Below are 14,507 nucleotides of genomic sequence, written 5' to 3'. Positions count from 1 at the left end.
GGTGGTGGGCGGGTGACGGGGGGAGGTGCGGGCTTCCGGCGGGCCGGACGGTTCAGGGCCGCCGTCGGCCCGGCCGGCGCGCGGAGACGGCGCGGGCCAGCCGGGACAGCAGGCCCTGCACGCCGCCGGGAGCGGCGATCATGACGACGACGAGGGTGAGCCCGAAGATGGCCAGGGGCAGGTTGCCCTCGACCCGCTGCGCGAGCGCCGGCGACAGGGTGAGCCGCTCGGTGAGGGAGTGCGTCAGGTCGGGCAGGACGACCAGCAGGACGGCCCCCCACGCCGCGCCGGCGAGGCTGCCCAGCCCGCCGATGACGACCGCCATCAGCAGGAACAGCGACAGCGTCAGTGAGAACGCCCCGGGCGACACGCTCTGCGCGAGGACCGCGAGCAGCGCGCCGCCGAGCCCGGCGCCGGCCGCGCTGACCACGAAGGCGAGGACCTGGGTGCGGGCGACGTGGATGCCGGCGAGGCGGGCGGCGACCTCGTCGTCGCGTACCGCCCGGAAGGTGCGGCCGTACCGGCTGCGGACGAGGTTGGCCAGCAGCAGCAGGGCCAGCAGGGTGGCCGCCGCGGTCACCCAGAGCTGCCAGCGCTCGTAGGGGAAGTACTGGCCGAGGAACGTCGGCGGGGGCTCGACCGGCACCGCCAGCCCCTGCTCGCCGTTGAACACGCCGTCGAAGGTGACGGCCAGCGCCGGCACCACGACCGCGACGGCCAGGGTGACCCCGGCCAGGTAGGGCCCGCGCAGCCGGGCGGCGGCCACCCCGACCACGGCGCCCACCGCGAGGGCGGCCAGGACGGCCGCGCCCAGCGAGACCGGGAGCAGCCAGCCGCCGGTCATCCCGGCGTCGGCGAACGCGTTCTGACACAGGGCCACGGTGTACGCGCCGGTGGCCATCAGCGCGCCGTGGCCCAGGGAGAGCTGCCCGTTGAGCCCGGTGAGGACGGTCAGCCCGGCGGTGGCGCACAGGTAGGCGGCCACGGTGGCGAGCTGGAAGTTGCGGAACGGCTCCAGCCCGTAGCTCGCGGCCACCAGCAGCAGCGCGGCGATGGCCGCGAGGCCGGCGTGACGCCGCAGGGTCGAGCCGCGGCGGGCCTCGTGCGGATCGGCTCCGTCGACCCGCGCCCGAGTGCCCGGCGGGGTCGCCGCCCGGGTGGCGCTCACACCCGCCTCGCCGTGACCGGGGCGAACAGCCCGGCGGGACGGACCAGCAGCACGGTCAGCAGCAGCACCAGCACCGCGAGCGGCGTGAGGTCGCTGCCGGCGTAGCCGCTGACGTAGGAGAGCAGCAGGCCGACGGCCAGACCGCCGACCACGGCCCCCGGTGGACTGTCCAGCCCGCCCACCACGGCGGCGGTGAACGCCGAGACGAAGACCAGGTCCATCGCGTGCGGGTGCAGACCCAGCTCGGTGGGGATGACCAGCATGCCGGCCAGGGCGCCGACCCCGGAGGCCAGCGCCCAGCCGAGGGTCAGCATGCCGCCCACGTTCACCCCGAGCAGCCGGGACACCTCGGGGGCGAATGCCGCCGCGCGCATCCGTAGGCCCACCGCCGTGCGGGTGAAGGTCCAGGCGAGCCCCACGACCACCACCGCGACCGCCGCGAAGACGAACAGGTCGTACGGCGACAGGACGGCGACGCCGCCCACGGTCAGCGGGTTGCGGGAGAAGGGTGTTCCGGCGGGCAGGAACTCGCTGCCGTACACCATGCCGAGGACGGCCTGGATCAGCAGCACCAGCCCGAGCGCGACGATCACCGGGTTGAGTGGCGAGGCGTGGTCGACGAAGCGCATGACGACCAGGTCGACCGCCGCACCGAGGAGCAGCCCGGCGACGAGCGCGGCCAGGAAGCCCAGCCAGTACGAGCCGGTCGCGGCGGAGACGCTGTAGGCCACGTACGCGGTGGCCACGGCCATCGCGCCCTGGGCGAAGTTGACGATCCTGGCCGCCCGCCAGATGAGCACCAGCGCCAGGGCGAACGCGGCGAGGACCGCGCCCCTGGACAGGCCGTCGAGGGTGAGGAAGACGAAGCGGTCCAACGGTCCTCCCTTGCGGGGACGAGGGGTTCAGAAGCCGAGGTAGGCGTGCCGCAGGTCGGCGTCGTCGCGCAGCCGGCCGGCCGGGGCGGTGGTGACGACCCGGCCCAGGGACATCACCACGCCCTCGTCGGCGATCGAGAGCGCGCTGCGCACGTTCTGCTCGACCAGCAGGACGGTCAGTCCGGTGCCGTCGCGCAGTCGGCGCAGCAGGGCCATGGTCTGGGCGACGACGCGCGGCGCCAGGCCGAGCGACGGCTCGTCGAGCAGCAGCAGGCGGGGCCGGCCGACCAGCGCCCGGCCGAGGGCGAGCATCTGCCGCTCACCGCCGGAGAGCTGGTGCCCGTGGTGTCGCCGCCGGCGGGCCAGCGGCTCGAAGAGCTGGTAGACCTCGTCGAGGGCGCGGGCGGCGTCGGCCCGGTCGCGCCGCCACAGCCCGCCGAGGCGCAGGTTCTCGTCGACCGTCAGCTCGCCGACCACCCCACGGCCCTCCGGCACGTGGGCCATGCCGCGACGCACGAGCTGTTCCACCGGGACACCGCGCAGGTCCTCCCCCGCCAGGACGACCCGGCCGGACGCCGGTCGCAGCATGCCGGAGAGAGCGCGCAGCAGGGTGGTCTTGCCGGCCCCGTTGGCGCCGACGACCGCCGCGATGGCGCCCTTCGGCACGGTGAGGTCGATGCCGTGCAGCACCGGTGCGCCGCCGTAGCCGGCCACGAGGCCGCGCACCTCGAGCAGGGCCTCGCCGCTCATGCGGCAGCCTCGTCGACGGCGGCGCCGAGGTAGGCGTCGGCGACCGCCGGGTCGTCGCGCACCTCGGCGGGGGTGCCGGCGGCGATCACCCGGCCGAAGTCGAGCACCACGATCTCGTCGCAGACCGACATCACCAGGTCCATGTGGTGCTCCACCAGCAGCACCGCGCAGGGATCGGTGTCGCGCCGGGGCAGCCCCCGGATCAGCTCGGCCAGCTCGGCGATGTCGTCGGCGCCCAGGCCCCCGGCGGGTTCGTCGAGCAGGAGCAGCCGGGGCCGTGCGGCCAGCGCGCGGGCCAGGGCGACCCGCTGGCGTACGGCGAAGGGCAGCGTGCCCGGCGCGGCGTCGGCGTGCCCGGCGATGCCCAGGGTGTCCAGGACGTCGAGGGCGTGCCGGCGCAGCCTGCGCTCGTCGCGGTCGCTGCGCGACAGGCCGAGCAGGGCGGCGAGGAAGCCGGCGCGGGCCGTGTGGGTGGCCCCCGTCATCACGTTCTCCAGCACGGTGAGCCCCGCGAAGAGCCCGGTGCCCTGCAACGTCCGGGCGACGCCGAGCCGGGTCAGCCGGTGCGGGCGCGGGCGCAGCGGCCGGCCGTCGAGCGTCAGCGACCCCTCGTCCGGCGTGACGAAGCCGCAGACGACGTTGAACAGTGTGGTCTTGCCGGCGCCGTTGGGGCCGATCACGCCCACCACCCGGCCGGGCGGCACCCGCAGGGAGACGTCGTCGAGGGCGGTGAGGCCGCCGAAGCGGACCCCGATCTGGTGCAGTGCGAGCCCTTGCTCCATCACCCGTCCCCCCGGCAGCCGCCAGTATTTACACTGGGAGTGTACGTTTCTGAGGTGGGCCGTCAATACCTTCGATACCCCGGGCGCACACGCTCGCCGATCGCCGCCCGATCCGGGCGGCGACCGGCGGTTTCTGCACCGACCGGGCAGCCACGCGCCACGGGGCGGCCGCGGGTGGCGACCGCCCCGGGGAAGCGTCAGGCGCTCGGGCAGGTGTTGCGGTACTCCTGGACGGCGGAGCCGCTCGGGCCGGGGCAGAGGAACTGCTCGTAGCGGGTGTCGTCGTCGACGAACCGCTTCAACCAGGCCACCGCCTGCCGGGCCGTGGGCGTGTCGACGGACTGCGGGAAGAAGTGGCTCGCTCCGTTGAGCTCCAGGTACGCCTTCTCCGACGACGCCGGGATGCTGGTGTAGAACGGCTCCGAGTGCGACGAGACCGGCGCGACGCTGTCGTTCTCCCCACCGACGATCAGGGTCGGCACCCGGACGTCGGACCAGGACTTGTCCAGGTTCCACGGCGCCAGCGGCACGGCGGCCTGCAACGACGGCCGGGAGACCGCGGCCTCCAGGCTGCCGCCGCCGCCCATGGAGTGCCCGGAGACGGCGAGCCGGCTGGCGTCGATGCGGCCGCGCACCGAGCTGCGCTGCGTGAGGTAGTCGAGCGCGGCGAGCAGTTGCCGGCCGCGGCTGTCCGGCTGGTCGAAGCGGCTGTTGGTCTCGATGCCGATCACCACGAAGCCGTGCGAGGCGATCCGGGGCCCGAGCCAGCTGATGCTGGACCAGGCGGCCGTGTAGCCGGGCGAGATGGCCACGGCGCCGAAGGTGCCCTCGGCGGTGCTGGTCGGGTAGTAGATGACGCCCCCGCCGAAGCCGGTGACGCTGAGCGACGAGACGCTCTGTGACGCGGTGGCGAACGGGCCGCGGCTGGCCTCGAGCAGGGCGACGCTCGGGGCGGGACCGCGCTCGTACGGGTTGGCGGCGGCCTGGGCGGCCGGCGGCGCGACCAGCGCGCCCACCGTGGCCAGGACGGCGGCCGCGGCCAGCGCGGCGAGGCGGGCGGCGGGACGGGAACGGACGGTGGCGGTTGGTGATGACACGTCGGGCACTCCCTACGGGACGGGGCATATCGACATGCATCAGTCTTGGGTGGTGCCGGCGGCGGCGCATCGGCGAAATCACCAGTCCCCCGCCCGACAAAAATCCGGACCGGTCGTTTTCGCCCGGACTGTCGGGGTAGGGCACCCGTTACCCCGGCCGAAGAAGGAGACGCCGTGTTCAACCCGTTGGAGCACAAAGGAATCCCGCTGGAGAGCCAGATCCGCAACTGGCGTGAACTCAACGTCGAGCCCATCGACCCGGAGGCGGTCGATCCCTACACCCGCTGCCGCATCATCACGATGAACGGCATCGAGGTCGAGGCCATCAACTTCCAGCACCAGTTCGCCCGCAACTGCCCCGACCAGGAGGTGCGCCGCCAGCTGGCGTACGTGCGCTACCTGGAGAGCCAGCAGCAGCGGGTGGTGAACTGGCTGCTGCCCGGCGTGGCGAGCGTGCTGGAGACGACGCTCGGCTACGAGCAGGTGGCCGTCGACCTGACCGCGTGGGTGGCCCGGCACGAGCCGGACCCGTACCTGAAGCAGGGCTACGAGTTCGGCGTGCTGGAGGACTTCGACCACCTGTACCGCTACGCCAACCTCTACGAGATGGTGGAGCGCCGCAAGGCGGACAAGATCGTGCAGGGCCTGACCGAGGTCATGCCCGGCCGCCCCACCGTCGTCGAGCACCGGCACCCGTTCGACGAGGTGCGCACCCCGTACGACCGCAACACCGTCGACCCCCGCTCCAAGCTGCACGCGCTGACCATCCTGTCGGCCGAGCAGCAGGTCATGTTCTATTACATGAACGTCGGGCCGCAGTACATGGAGCCGATCGCGCGGCAGCTCTACCAGGAGATCAGCCTCATCGAGCAGGAGCACGTCACGCACTACGAGTCACTGCTCGACCCGGGCGAGAACTGGTGGGAGCGGCTGCTCACCCACGAGTACAACGAGTGCTGGCTCTACTACTCCTTCATGCAGCAGGAGAGCGACCCGCGGATCAAGGCGGTGTGGGAGCTGCACCTGCAGATGGAGCTGGCACACCTGCAGCAGGCCGTCGACCTGCTGCGCCGCCACGACGGCCGCGAGCCGGAGGAGATCGTGGGCAACGCGGGCCTGCCCGAGCCGCTGACCTTCGAGCCCAACAAGGAGTACCTGCGCCACCTGCTCGCCACCCAGGTCGACCTGAACAAGATCGGCGAGGGGTACGTGCGGGAGGCCCACGAGCGGTTCGAGGCGATGCAGCAGCAGCTGCACGACGGACAGAAGCCGCCCAGCGAGCAGGTCATCGACATGCACCGGGAGCGCTTCGGCGACGAGTACCGCATCGAGACCGAGGGGCCGCACCCGGTGGAGTCGCTGCGCGCGCGGGGAGGCAGCCATGCCTGACACCGGCGCCCCGGCCACCCCGGGCCCCGAGGACGACGTCGTCGACCTGCTGCTGGCGCAGCACGCGCGGATCGAGGAGCTGTTCCTGCTGGTCATCGGCAGCACCGGTGAGACCCGCCGGGACGCCTTCGACGATCTCGTGAAGCTCCTCGCCGCGCACGAGACGGCCGAGGAGGAGGTCGTCCACCCGCTGACCCGGACGCTGCCGGGCGGGGGCGGCGACGCCATGGTCGACGAGCGTCTCGCCGAGGAACGGCAGGCCAAGGAGACGCTCAAGACGCTGATCGCCGGCGGTGTCGACGCCGAGGGCTTCGACACCGGCATCATCCTGCTGCGCGACGCGGTGCTCACCCACGCCCGCTACGAGGAGCGCAACGAGTTCCCGCTGCTGCGCCAGCACGTGCCCGCCGACCGGCTCCGCACGATGGCCGGGGCCGTACGGATGGCGGAGGCGACCGCCCCGACGCGGCCGCACCCCAGCGCCCAGTCCGCGAAGGGCAACCTGGCGGCCGGACCGGCGCTGGCGGTCATCGACCGCGTCCGCGACGCGATCCGCAGGCCGTCGTCCAGCGGCTGACGCCACCGGACAGCGACGTACGCGCCCACCCGGCGATCCCCGCCGGGTGGGCGCGGCGCGTCCGCCGTCGGTACGACGGATGCGGTCCGTCCGCGGATTGCCGATACTGTGTCGCATTTCGGCAGAAGAGCCATCCGTGCCGGGCGCCCGCCCGGTCGCGGGAGAGGAGACCCCATGAGCGACACCGCCACGAAGTCCAAGGCCGTCGGCTCCACCGTCCGACTGCTGTCCGTCCTGGTCATCGTCGCCGGACTGATCATGCTGATCGGCGGGGCCGCCACCTGGTTCACCGTGCAGAGCCAGCTCGCCGACGAACGCATCACCGTCTCCGCCGACGCGGACTGGTTCGCCGGCGAGAAGATCGACGGGCCGCTGACCGCGTACGCGGAGGCCGAGGTCATCGAGAAGCACTCGCTGGAGGCCAGCGGCGGCAAGACGTACGCCGAACTCGGTCGGGAGGACCCCACCCGGCAGACCGTCATGACCGGCTCGTTCCTGCGCTCCTCCCTGTTCACCTCGGTCGTGTCCTTCGGGATCGCCGCGCTGGCGATGGGCCTCGGGCTGGTGCTCGCGCTGATCGGTTACAGCCTGCTCTCCCTCTCCCGCCGGCTCGACGCCCTGCCGGCTGCGGCGTCCACCACCTCCTGATCCGCCGCGTCCCGGGCCCGGGTGCGCCGTGACGTAGGGTCGGCACCGCACCGGTCCGGCCGCACCGGACGATCCCTGCCCCGCGGAGGCCCCCCATGACCGAGATTGGCGGCGCCACGAGGGTGTACGCGCTGCTCGGCGACCCGATCGCCCAGGTGCGCGCCCCCGGGCTGCTCAACCCGGTGCTGGCCCGGCGCGGCACCGACGCGGTGCTCGTCCCCGTCCACGCGGCACCGGCCGACCTGACCCAGGTGGTGCGGGGGCTGCAACGGGTGGCCAACCTGGACGGAATGCTGGTCACCGTGCCGCACAAGGCCGCCGCGCTCGACCTCGCCGACCGCGCCAGCGACCGCGCCCGCCTCGCGGGCAGCGCCAACGCGCTGCGGCGCGAGCCCGACGGGACGTGGACCGCCGACACCTTCGACGGCGACGGGTTCGTCCGCGGGCTGGCCGGGGCCGGGCATCATCCCCGGGGCCGCCGGGCGTGCGTGGTGGGCGCGGGCGGGGCGGGCAGCGCGATCGCGGTGGCCCTGCTCGACGCCGGCGTGGCGGAACTGCGACTGAGCGACACCGACCCGGGCCGGCTGGAGACGCTGCGGCGGCGGCTGTCCGCCGCGTACCCCGGCCGGGTCGACGCGACGGCGCGACCGCGACTGGCCGACGCCGAGCTCGCGGTCAACGCCACGCCCCTGGGGCTGCGCGCCGACGACCCGCCGCCGTTCGCGGTGGCCGACCTGCCGGCGCACGCGGTGGTCGCCGACATCATCATGACGCCGGCCGAGACGCTCCTGCTGGCCCAGGCGCGGGCCCGGGGGCTGCGGGCGCATCCGGGCGAGCCGATGCTCGCCCACCAGATCGACGCCTACCTCGAGTTCTTCGGGCTGTGACCGGCGGGCGGTCCGCGCCGGGAACCCGGGCGGCTCCCGGCGACCGCCGCCCGGTCCCGACCGACGCCCGCCGGCCGGCTCACTGATCATCCTGTCGGTCGGACCTGTTACCGTCGCGCCGCCGCTGCACCAGTCGGACCGGAGGTAGGCGTGATCAGCTCGCACGTGTCGTCGTTCGTCGGATTACCGGTGGTGCCCTTCACCCCGGGCATGACACTTCCCGACAACCCGTCGGCGGTCGCCTGGCGGCTGGAGGTCGAGGAGCACGACGCGGATCCCGCGGAGTTCCTCGGTCTCGTGCGGGCGCTGCGGGAGCAGGTGCCGCCCGACGCGGTGCGCGCCCTGGTGGTCGGCGAGTGGGGCGAGGCCTACGAACGGCCGCTGCCGGTCGAGGCGCTCGTCGAGGCCGCCGGGGAGTGGACCGGGCTGCGGGGGGTCTTCCTCGCCGACCTGACCTACGAGCAGTGCGAGATCTCCTGGCTCACCCACGGCGACCTCACGCCGCTGCTCGCGGCGTACCCGTCGCTGGGCGTGCTCTGGGTGCGCGGCGCGCAGGGCCTGCGGCTGGAGCCGGTCCGCCACGGCGAGCTGCGGGAGCTGCGCTTCGAGTCCGGGGGGCTGCCGGCCGAGGTGGTCCGCGCCGTCGGCGCGTGCGAGCTGCCGGCCCTGCACCGGCTGGACCTGTGGCTCGGCAGGAGGGACTACGGCGGCGACGCGAGCACCGAGGACCTCGCCGGGGTGCTCTCCGGCACCGGCCTGCCCGCCCTGCGGCACCTCGGGCTCTGCAACGCGGAGATCGCCGACGCCGTGGCGGCGGCCGTCGCGACCGCACCGGTCGTCCCCCGGCTGGAGACGCTCGACCTGTCGATGGGGACGCTGACCGACGAGGGCGCGAAGGCGCTGCTGGCCGGGCAGCCGCTGACCCATCTGACGCGGCTCGACCTGGAGCACCACTTCCTCTCCGAGGAGATGGCCGCGGCGCTGGCCGCCGCCCTGCCGGGCGTGCGGGTGGACCTCTCGGACCCGCAGGTCGCCGAGGACTTCGACGGCACGCCGCACCGCTACACGGCCGTCGGGGAGTGAGCGGACGTGGCCTTCGGTTCCCACGCGCACCACTTCGCCGGCCGCCCGGTGGTGGACGTCCCCGCCGACGGGCCGCTGCCCACGGTGGACGGCCCGGTCTCGTGGCGGATCGCCCACTGGCACTTCGACGAGGAGACCACGGAGAACGCGCTCTCGGAGGAGTTCCGGGACGCGTTCGACCGGTTCGTCGCGCAGGCCGGGCCGTCCGTGGAGTCCCTGGTCGTCGGCTCCTGGGGCTACGCGGCGTTCCACCCCGCCCCGATCGCGCAACTCTGCGCGGCGGCGTCGCGCCTGCCCGCCCTGCGGGCCCTGTTCCTCGGTGACATCACCGTCGAGGAGTGCGAGGTCTCCTGGATGAAGGTGGGCGACGTCAGCGCCCTGCTGACGGCGTACCCGCAGCTGGAGGTGCTGCGGGTGCGCGGCGGCGAGGACTTCGCCTTCTCCCCCGTGCGGCACGCGCGGCTGCGCGAGCTGGTGGTGGAGAGCGGCGGGCTGCCCCGGGAGTTCGTCGGCGCGGTGCTCGACTCCGACCTGCCCGCGCTGACCGACCTGGAGCTGTGGCTCGGCACCTCCGACTACGGCGGCGACGCGCAGGTCACCGACCTCGCCCCGCTGCTGGCCGGGGAACGGTTCCCGCGGCTGCGCCGGCTCGGCCTGTGCAACTCGGAGATCGCCGACGATCTCGCCCGGGCGCTGGCGTCGGCGCCGGTGGTGCCCCGGCTGCGACGGCTGGACCTGTCGATGGGCACGCTCGGCGACGAGGGCGCGGCGGCCCTCCTGGCCGGGCAGCCGCTGACCCACCTGGCGGAGCTGGACCTGTCCCACCACTACCTGGCGGAGGAGACGGCCGCGTCGCTGGTCGCCGCGCTGCCGGGTGTCCGGGTGGACGTCTCCGACCCGCAGGAGCCCGACGAGTACGACGGCGAGAGCCACCGCTACACGGCGGTGTCGGAGTGACATGCGCCTGACCGTCGTCGGCAACCCCGGCAACCGCCGGGTCGACCTGTTCACCCGGGCGGTCCTCACCGCCGGCCTGCCCCGGCCGCAGGTGCTGCCCTGGGTCGACGTGCTGACCGGCGCGGCGCCGCCCGGAGCCGACGCGGTGGTGCGGATCGACTCGCCCGGGGAGGACGCCGAGGTGGACCGGCTGCTGCGCCGGTCCGCCGTCCCGGCCCGCCACGGCGAGCTGGTCGGCCTGGCCGACACGTACGCCGGGCTGCTGCGGGGCCTGGACCGGGTCGCCGCGGGCGGCGCGGAGCTGCTCAACGACCCGGCGGACGTCGCGGTGCTGTGCGACAAGCGGCGCTGCCACGCCCGGCTGTCGGCTGCCGGGGTGCCGGTGCCGGCCGCGCTGCCCCCCGTGCACGGGTGGGCGCAGCTGCGGTCGGCGATGGCGGCGGCCCGCAGCAGCCGCGTGTTCGTCAAGCCCGCACACGGTTCGTCGGCCGCCGGGGTCGTCGCGCTGGCCGTGGCCGGGCGGCGGGTGCAGGCGGTCACCACGATCGAGGCGACCCCCGACGGGTTGTACAACTCGCTGCGCCCGCGCCGCTACACCGACGAGGCCGAGGTCGCCGCCATCGTCGACCGGATCGCCGCCGACGGCCTGCACGTGGAGCGGTGGCTGCCCAAGGCGGGGCTCGGCGACCGGGTGGTCGACCTGCGGGTGGTGACGGTCGCGGGACGGCCCGCCCACGCCGTGGTGCGCGCCGCCCGGGGGCCGCTGACCAACCTGCACCTGGGCAACGCGCGCGGCGACCTCGCCGAGCTGCGCGCGGCGGCCGGGCCGGCGGCGTGGGCGGCGGCGATGGAGACCTGCGAGCGGGTCGCCGGGTGTTTCCCGCGTACCCTCCAGGTCGGCATCGACCTGATGTTCCTCGTCGGCTGGCGACGCCACGCCGTGGCCGAGGTCAACGCCTTCGGCGACCTGCTGCCGGGGGTGCTCACCGACGGCCGGGACACCTACGCCGAGCAGGTGCGCGCCCTGGCCGACGGCCGGTGGGAGCGCTGGCGCGCGACCGCCGGGCGGGCGACGGCGCGCGGCGACGCGGCGGTGCGGGAGGCGTCGTCCGGCGACGCGGCGATGCGAACGGCGTCGCCCGGCGACGCGGCGGGCGGCCGGGAGGTGCTGGCGTGCGGAGTCTGATCGGCAGCCACGACCTGCTCCTGCTCACCCTCGACACGCTGCGTCACGACGTCGCCGCCGACCTGGCCGCGCGCGGGCGCACGCCGCACCTGGCGCGGGCGCTGCCGGGAGGCCGGTGGGAGCGCCGGCACTCCCCCGCCAGCTTCACCTACGCCGCGCACCACGCGTTCTTCGCCGGTTTCCTGCCCACCCCGGTCACCCCGGGCCGGCACGAGCGGCTGTACGCGGCGGCGTTCCCCGGCAGCGAGACCGCCGGCGCCGACACGTGGGTGTTCGACGCCCCCGACCTGCCCACGGCGCTCGCCGACGTCGGCTACCACACGCTCTGCCTGGGCGGCGTCGGGTTCTTCAACCGGCGCAGCCCGCTCGGGGCGGTGCTGCCGGGCCTGTTCGCCGAGGCGCACTGGGAGCCCGAGTTCGGGGTCACCTCCCCCACCTGCCTGGACGCCCAACTCGACCGGCTGGCCGAGGTGCTGCCGCGGGTGCCGGCGCGACAGCCGCTGTTCACGTTCCTCAACGTCGCCGCCCTGCACCAGCCCAACCGGCACCACCTGCCCGGCGCGCAGGGCGACGACCTGGCCAGCCACGCCGCCGCCCTGGAGTACGTCGACGGCCGGATCGACCGGCTCTTCGCCCTGCTCACCGGGCGGGGCCGGCCGGTGTTCGCGATCGTCTGCTCCGACCACGGCACCGCGTACGGCGAGGACGGCCACACCGGCCACCGGATCGGCCACGACGTGGTGTGGACGGTCCCGTACGCCCACTTCGTCCTGCGACCGGGGGAATGGTGACCAGCACCGACACGGGCCTCGACGGCTCGCCGTACCAGCAGTACCTGTACGCGTACCCGCACAAGACCTCCTACCGGCCGCTGCGCCCGCGCCCGCTGCTGTCGGACGTGTGGCGGGCCGAGGCGCGCGAGGCGCTCTTCCTCTACGTGCACCTGCCGTTCTGCGAGATGCGCTGCGGGTTCTGCAACCTCTTCACCCGCGCCAACGCGCCCGCCGAGCAGGTGACGGCGTACCTGCGGCAGTTGCGCCGGCAGGCCGGCCGGGTCGCCGACGCGCTGGGCGACGACGCCGGCTACGCCCGCGCGGCGCTCGGCGGTGGCACCCCCACCTACCTGACCGCCGAGGAGCTGACCGAGCTGTTCGCCGTAGCCACCGCGATGGGGGCCCGGCTGCCGGGCGTACCGCTGTCGGTGGAGACCTCGCCGGCGACCGCGACGCCGGACCGGCTCGCGGTGCTCGCCGCGCACGGCACCACCCGGGTGAGCATCGGGGTGCAGAGCTTCCTCGACGCCGAGGCCCGCGCCGCCGGCCGGCCGCAGCGCCGCGCGGAGGTGGAGGCGGCCCTGGCCGCGATCCGCGACGCCCGCATCCCCGTGCTCAACATCGACCTGATCTACGGCATCGACGGGCAGAACGCCGACACCTGGCGGCGGAGCCTCGACGCGGCCCTGGCGTGGCGCCCGGAGGAGCTGTACCTCTACCCGCTCTACGTGCGCCCGCTGACCGGGCTCGGGCGGCGGGCGCACGGCCGGGCCGACTGGGACGCCCAGCGGCTCGCCCTCTACGAACAGGCGGTGGCGACCCTGGGCGCGGCCGGCTACCGGCAGGAGTCGATGCGCCAGTTCCGCCGCTCCGACGCGCCCACCCCCGACGGGCCGGACTACTGCTGCCAGGACGACGGCATGGTGGGCCTGGGCTGCGGCGCCCGCTCCTACACCACGTCCCTGCACTACTCGTTCGACTACGCGGTCGGGGTGTCGCAGGTCCGCGCGGTGCTCGACGACTACCTGGCCCGCCCGGCCGAGGACTTCCGCTTCGCCGAGTTCGGGTTCGCCCTCGACGGCGCGGAGCAGCGCCGCCGGTGGCTGCTCAAGTCGCTGCTGCGCGCAGAGGGTGTCGACGCGGCGGCCTACCGGGCCCGCTTCGGCCGCCCGCCCGGCGAGGACTTCCCCGAGCTGGGCCGGCTGGTCGACCGGGGGTGGGCCACCGACGGCGGGCTGCGGCTGACTCCGGCCGGGTTGGCCCGCTCCGACGCGGTCGGCCCGTGGCTGACCTCGGCCCGGGTGCGCGACGCGATGACCGGGTACGTGCCGAGGTGAACCTGGCGATCCTCTACCGGGGGCCCCTGGCGAGCTGCAACTACGACTGCCCGTACTGCCCGTTCGCCAAGCGGCGCGACCCGCCGGAGCTGCTGCGCACCGACCGGGCGGCGCTGGAGCGGTTCGCCGGCTGGGTGGCGGCCACCGGCGACGTGCGGCTGTCGGTGCTGTTCACGCCGTGGGGCGAGGGGCTGACCCGCAGCTGGTACCGCGACGCGATGGTGTCGTTGTCGCACCTGCCGCACGTCGAGCGGGTGGTCATCCAGACCAACCTCGCCGCCCGGGTGGACTGGCTGGCCGACGCCGACCCGCGCGCCGCCGCCCTGTGGGCCACCTACCATCCCGGCCAGGTCGAGCGGGACCGCTTCCTGGGCCGCTGCGCCCGGCTGACCGAGCTGGGCGTGCGCTACTCGGTGGGGGTGGTCGGCCTGCCGGAGCACCTCGCCGAGGCGCGGGCGCTGCGGGCCGCCCTGCCCGCCGAGGTCTACCTGTGGGTCAACGCCGCCGAGGGTCGGCGCTACGACGCCGCCGAGGAGGCGACCTGGACGGAGCTGGATCCGCTGTTCGGCTACAGCGTCCGCCCGCACGTGTCGCTCGACCGGCCGTGCCACGCCGGCGAGACGGCGATCTCGGTGCGCGGCGACGGCACGGTGCGCCGCTGCCACTTCATCGACGAGCCGATCGGCAACCTCTACGACGGCTCGTGGCGCTCGGCCCTGCGGCCGCGGCCGTGCGGCAACGCAATCTGCGACTGCCACATCGGCTACGTCCACCTCAAGCCGCTCGGCCTGCGCGACGTCTTCGCCGGCGGGGTGCTGGAACGCATCCCCGCCGCCTGGCCGCCGCAGCACCGGGCGGCACCGACCGCCGCGCCGGAGCGCCGGCCCGTACCGATCGCGACGCCGGGGCGCCGCGCCGGTCGCCCCGGCTGAGCGCCGGCCGGTGCCGCAACCCCGCGGCGGGGCGCCGGCCGGTGCCCTGGCCGACGGACGCCGGTG

Annotated in this window: 15 protein-coding genes; 10 read left to right on the top strand and 5 right to left on the bottom strand. The window is 74.8% G+C overall.

Features of this window, described 5'->3' with window-relative positions; translation table 11 throughout:
• Window positions 1–52 precede the first annotated feature (52 nt).
• The 5 genes from V6U77_RS24155 to V6U77_RS24135 all read right to left on the bottom strand — a co-directional run bounded on the left by V6U77_RS24155 (window position 53) and on the right by V6U77_RS24135 (window position 4,672).
• Entirely contained in the window at window positions 53–1,168 is a 1,116-nt protein-coding gene (locus tag V6U77_RS24155; protein ID WP_442934497.1) for a branched-chain amino acid ABC transporter permease, read from the bottom strand.
• Window positions 1,165–2,043: a branched-chain amino acid ABC transporter permease gene (locus V6U77_RS24150; RefSeq protein ID WP_334608925.1), complete on the bottom strand. Its 879-nt coding sequence runs from the start codon at window positions 2,041–2,043 to the stop codon at window positions 1,165–1,167. The genes V6U77_RS24155 and V6U77_RS24150 overlap by 4 nt, the downstream gene beginning before the upstream one ends.
• 27 nt (window positions 2,044–2,070) lie before the next feature.
• On the bottom strand, window positions 2,071–2,793 hold the full coding sequence (locus tag V6U77_RS24145; protein ID WP_334608924.1) for an ABC transporter ATP-binding protein: 723 nt from the start codon (window positions 2,791–2,793) through the stop codon (window positions 2,071–2,073).
• Window positions 2,790–3,575, bottom strand: a complete 786-nt coding sequence (locus V6U77_RS24140; RefSeq protein WP_334608923.1) for an ABC transporter ATP-binding protein — start codon at window positions 3,573–3,575, stop codon at window positions 2,790–2,792. Before V6U77_RS24140 ends, V6U77_RS24145 begins: the two co-directional genes overlap by 4 nt.
• 197 nt (window positions 3,576–3,772) lie before the next feature.
• Window positions 3,773–4,672 carry an alpha/beta hydrolase family protein gene (locus tag V6U77_RS24135; protein WP_334608922.1) on the bottom strand — a complete coding sequence of 300 codons (900 nt, stop codon included), beginning with the start codon at window positions 4,670–4,672 and terminating at the stop codon, window positions 3,773–3,775.
• A gap of 174 nt (window positions 4,673–4,846) precedes the next feature.
• Between V6U77_RS24135 and V6U77_RS24130 the strand changes: the two genes are divergently transcribed.
• The 10 genes from V6U77_RS24130 to V6U77_RS24085 all read left to right on the top strand — a co-directional run bounded on the left by V6U77_RS24130 (window position 4,847) and on the right by V6U77_RS24085 (window position 14,441).
• Window positions 4,847–6,061: a hypothetical protein gene (locus V6U77_RS24130; protein ID WP_334608921.1), complete on the top strand. Its 1,215-nt coding sequence runs from the start codon at window positions 4,847–4,849 to the stop codon at window positions 6,059–6,061.
• Entirely contained in the window at window positions 6,054–6,638 is a 585-nt protein-coding gene (locus V6U77_RS24125) for a hemerythrin domain-containing protein (RefSeq protein ID WP_334608919.1), read from the top strand. The genes V6U77_RS24130 and V6U77_RS24125 overlap by 8 nt, the downstream gene beginning before the upstream one ends.
• Window positions 6,639–6,812: 174 nt before the next feature.
• Window positions 6,813–7,286 (top strand): aromatic ring-opening dioxygenase LigA, encoded by a 474-nt coding sequence (locus tag V6U77_RS24120; protein WP_334608918.1) that lies wholly within the window; start codon window positions 6,813–6,815, stop codon window positions 7,284–7,286.
• A 95-nt stretch (window positions 7,287–7,381) separates the two neighbouring features.
• Window positions 7,382–8,173 (top strand): shikimate dehydrogenase family protein, encoded by a 792-nt coding sequence (locus tag V6U77_RS24115; protein ID WP_334608917.1) that lies wholly within the window; start codon window positions 7,382–7,384, stop codon window positions 8,171–8,173.
• Window positions 8,174–8,323: 150 nt separating this feature from the next.
• Window positions 8,324–9,256: an STM4015 family protein gene (locus V6U77_RS24110; RefSeq protein WP_334608916.1), complete on the top strand. Its 933-nt coding sequence runs from the start codon at window positions 8,324–8,326 to the stop codon at window positions 9,254–9,256.
• Between the two features lie 6 nt (window positions 9,257–9,262).
• Complete coding sequence (locus tag V6U77_RS24105) at window positions 9,263–10,213, top strand: STM4015 family protein (RefSeq protein ID WP_334608914.1); 951 nt, start codon at window positions 9,263–9,265, stop codon at window positions 10,211–10,213.
• Window position 10,214: 1 nt separating this feature from the next.
• Window positions 10,215–11,399 (top strand): STM4014 family protein, encoded by a 1,185-nt coding sequence (locus V6U77_RS24100; RefSeq protein ID WP_334608913.1) that lies wholly within the window; start codon window positions 10,215–10,217, stop codon window positions 11,397–11,399.
• Window positions 11,387–12,190 (top strand): STM4013/SEN3800 family hydrolase, encoded by an 804-nt coding sequence (locus V6U77_RS24095; protein WP_334608912.1) that lies wholly within the window; start codon window positions 11,387–11,389, stop codon window positions 12,188–12,190. The genes V6U77_RS24100 and V6U77_RS24095 overlap by 13 nt, the downstream gene beginning before the upstream one ends.
• Window positions 12,187–13,509, top strand: a complete 1,323-nt coding sequence (locus tag V6U77_RS24090) for an STM4012 family radical SAM protein (protein ID WP_334608911.1) — start codon at window positions 12,187–12,189, stop codon at window positions 13,507–13,509. The genes V6U77_RS24095 and V6U77_RS24090 overlap by 4 nt, the downstream gene beginning before the upstream one ends.
• A complete protein-coding gene (locus V6U77_RS24085) occupies window positions 13,506–14,441 on the top strand; it encodes an STM4011 family radical SAM protein (protein ID WP_334608910.1) in 936 nt (311 codons plus the stop codon). The genes V6U77_RS24090 and V6U77_RS24085 overlap by 4 nt, the downstream gene beginning before the upstream one ends.
• The last annotated feature ends 66 nt before the right edge of the window (window positions 14,442–14,507 follow it).

It is taken from the genome of Micromonospora sp. CPCC 205546, assembly GCF_036902715.1.
GTDB lineage: Bacteria > Actinomycetota > Actinomycetes > Mycobacteriales > Micromonosporaceae > Micromonospora.
Note: the sequence above shows the minus strand (reverse complement) of the source record. Positions and strands in the feature narration are given on the sequence as shown.

What these genes read in the sequence shown, in the direction of transcription:
- V6U77_RS24125 (WP_334608919.1), top strand. Translation starts at nt 6,054, where the DNA reads ATGCCTGACACCGGCGCCCCGGCCACCCCGGGCCCCGAGGACGACGTC.
- V6U77_RS24140 (WP_334608923.1), bottom strand. Translation starts at nt 3,575, where the DNA reads ATGGAGCAAGGGCTCGCACTGCACCAGATCGGGGTCCGCTTCGGCGGC.
- V6U77_RS24145 (WP_334608924.1), bottom strand. Translation starts at nt 2,793, where the DNA reads ATGAGCGGCGAGGCCCTGCTCGAGGTGCGCGGCCTCGTGGCCGGCTAC.
- V6U77_RS24100 (WP_334608913.1), top strand. Translation starts at nt 10,215, where the DNA reads ATGCGCCTGACCGTCGTCGGCAACCCCGGCAACCGCCGGGTCGACCTG.
- V6U77_RS24120 (WP_334608918.1), top strand. Translation starts at nt 6,813, where the DNA reads ATGAGCGACACCGCCACGAAGTCCAAGGCCGTCGGCTCCACCGTCCGA.
- V6U77_RS24115 (WP_334608917.1), top strand. Translation starts at nt 7,382, where the DNA reads ATGACCGAGATTGGCGGCGCCACGAGGGTGTACGCGCTGCTCGGCGAC.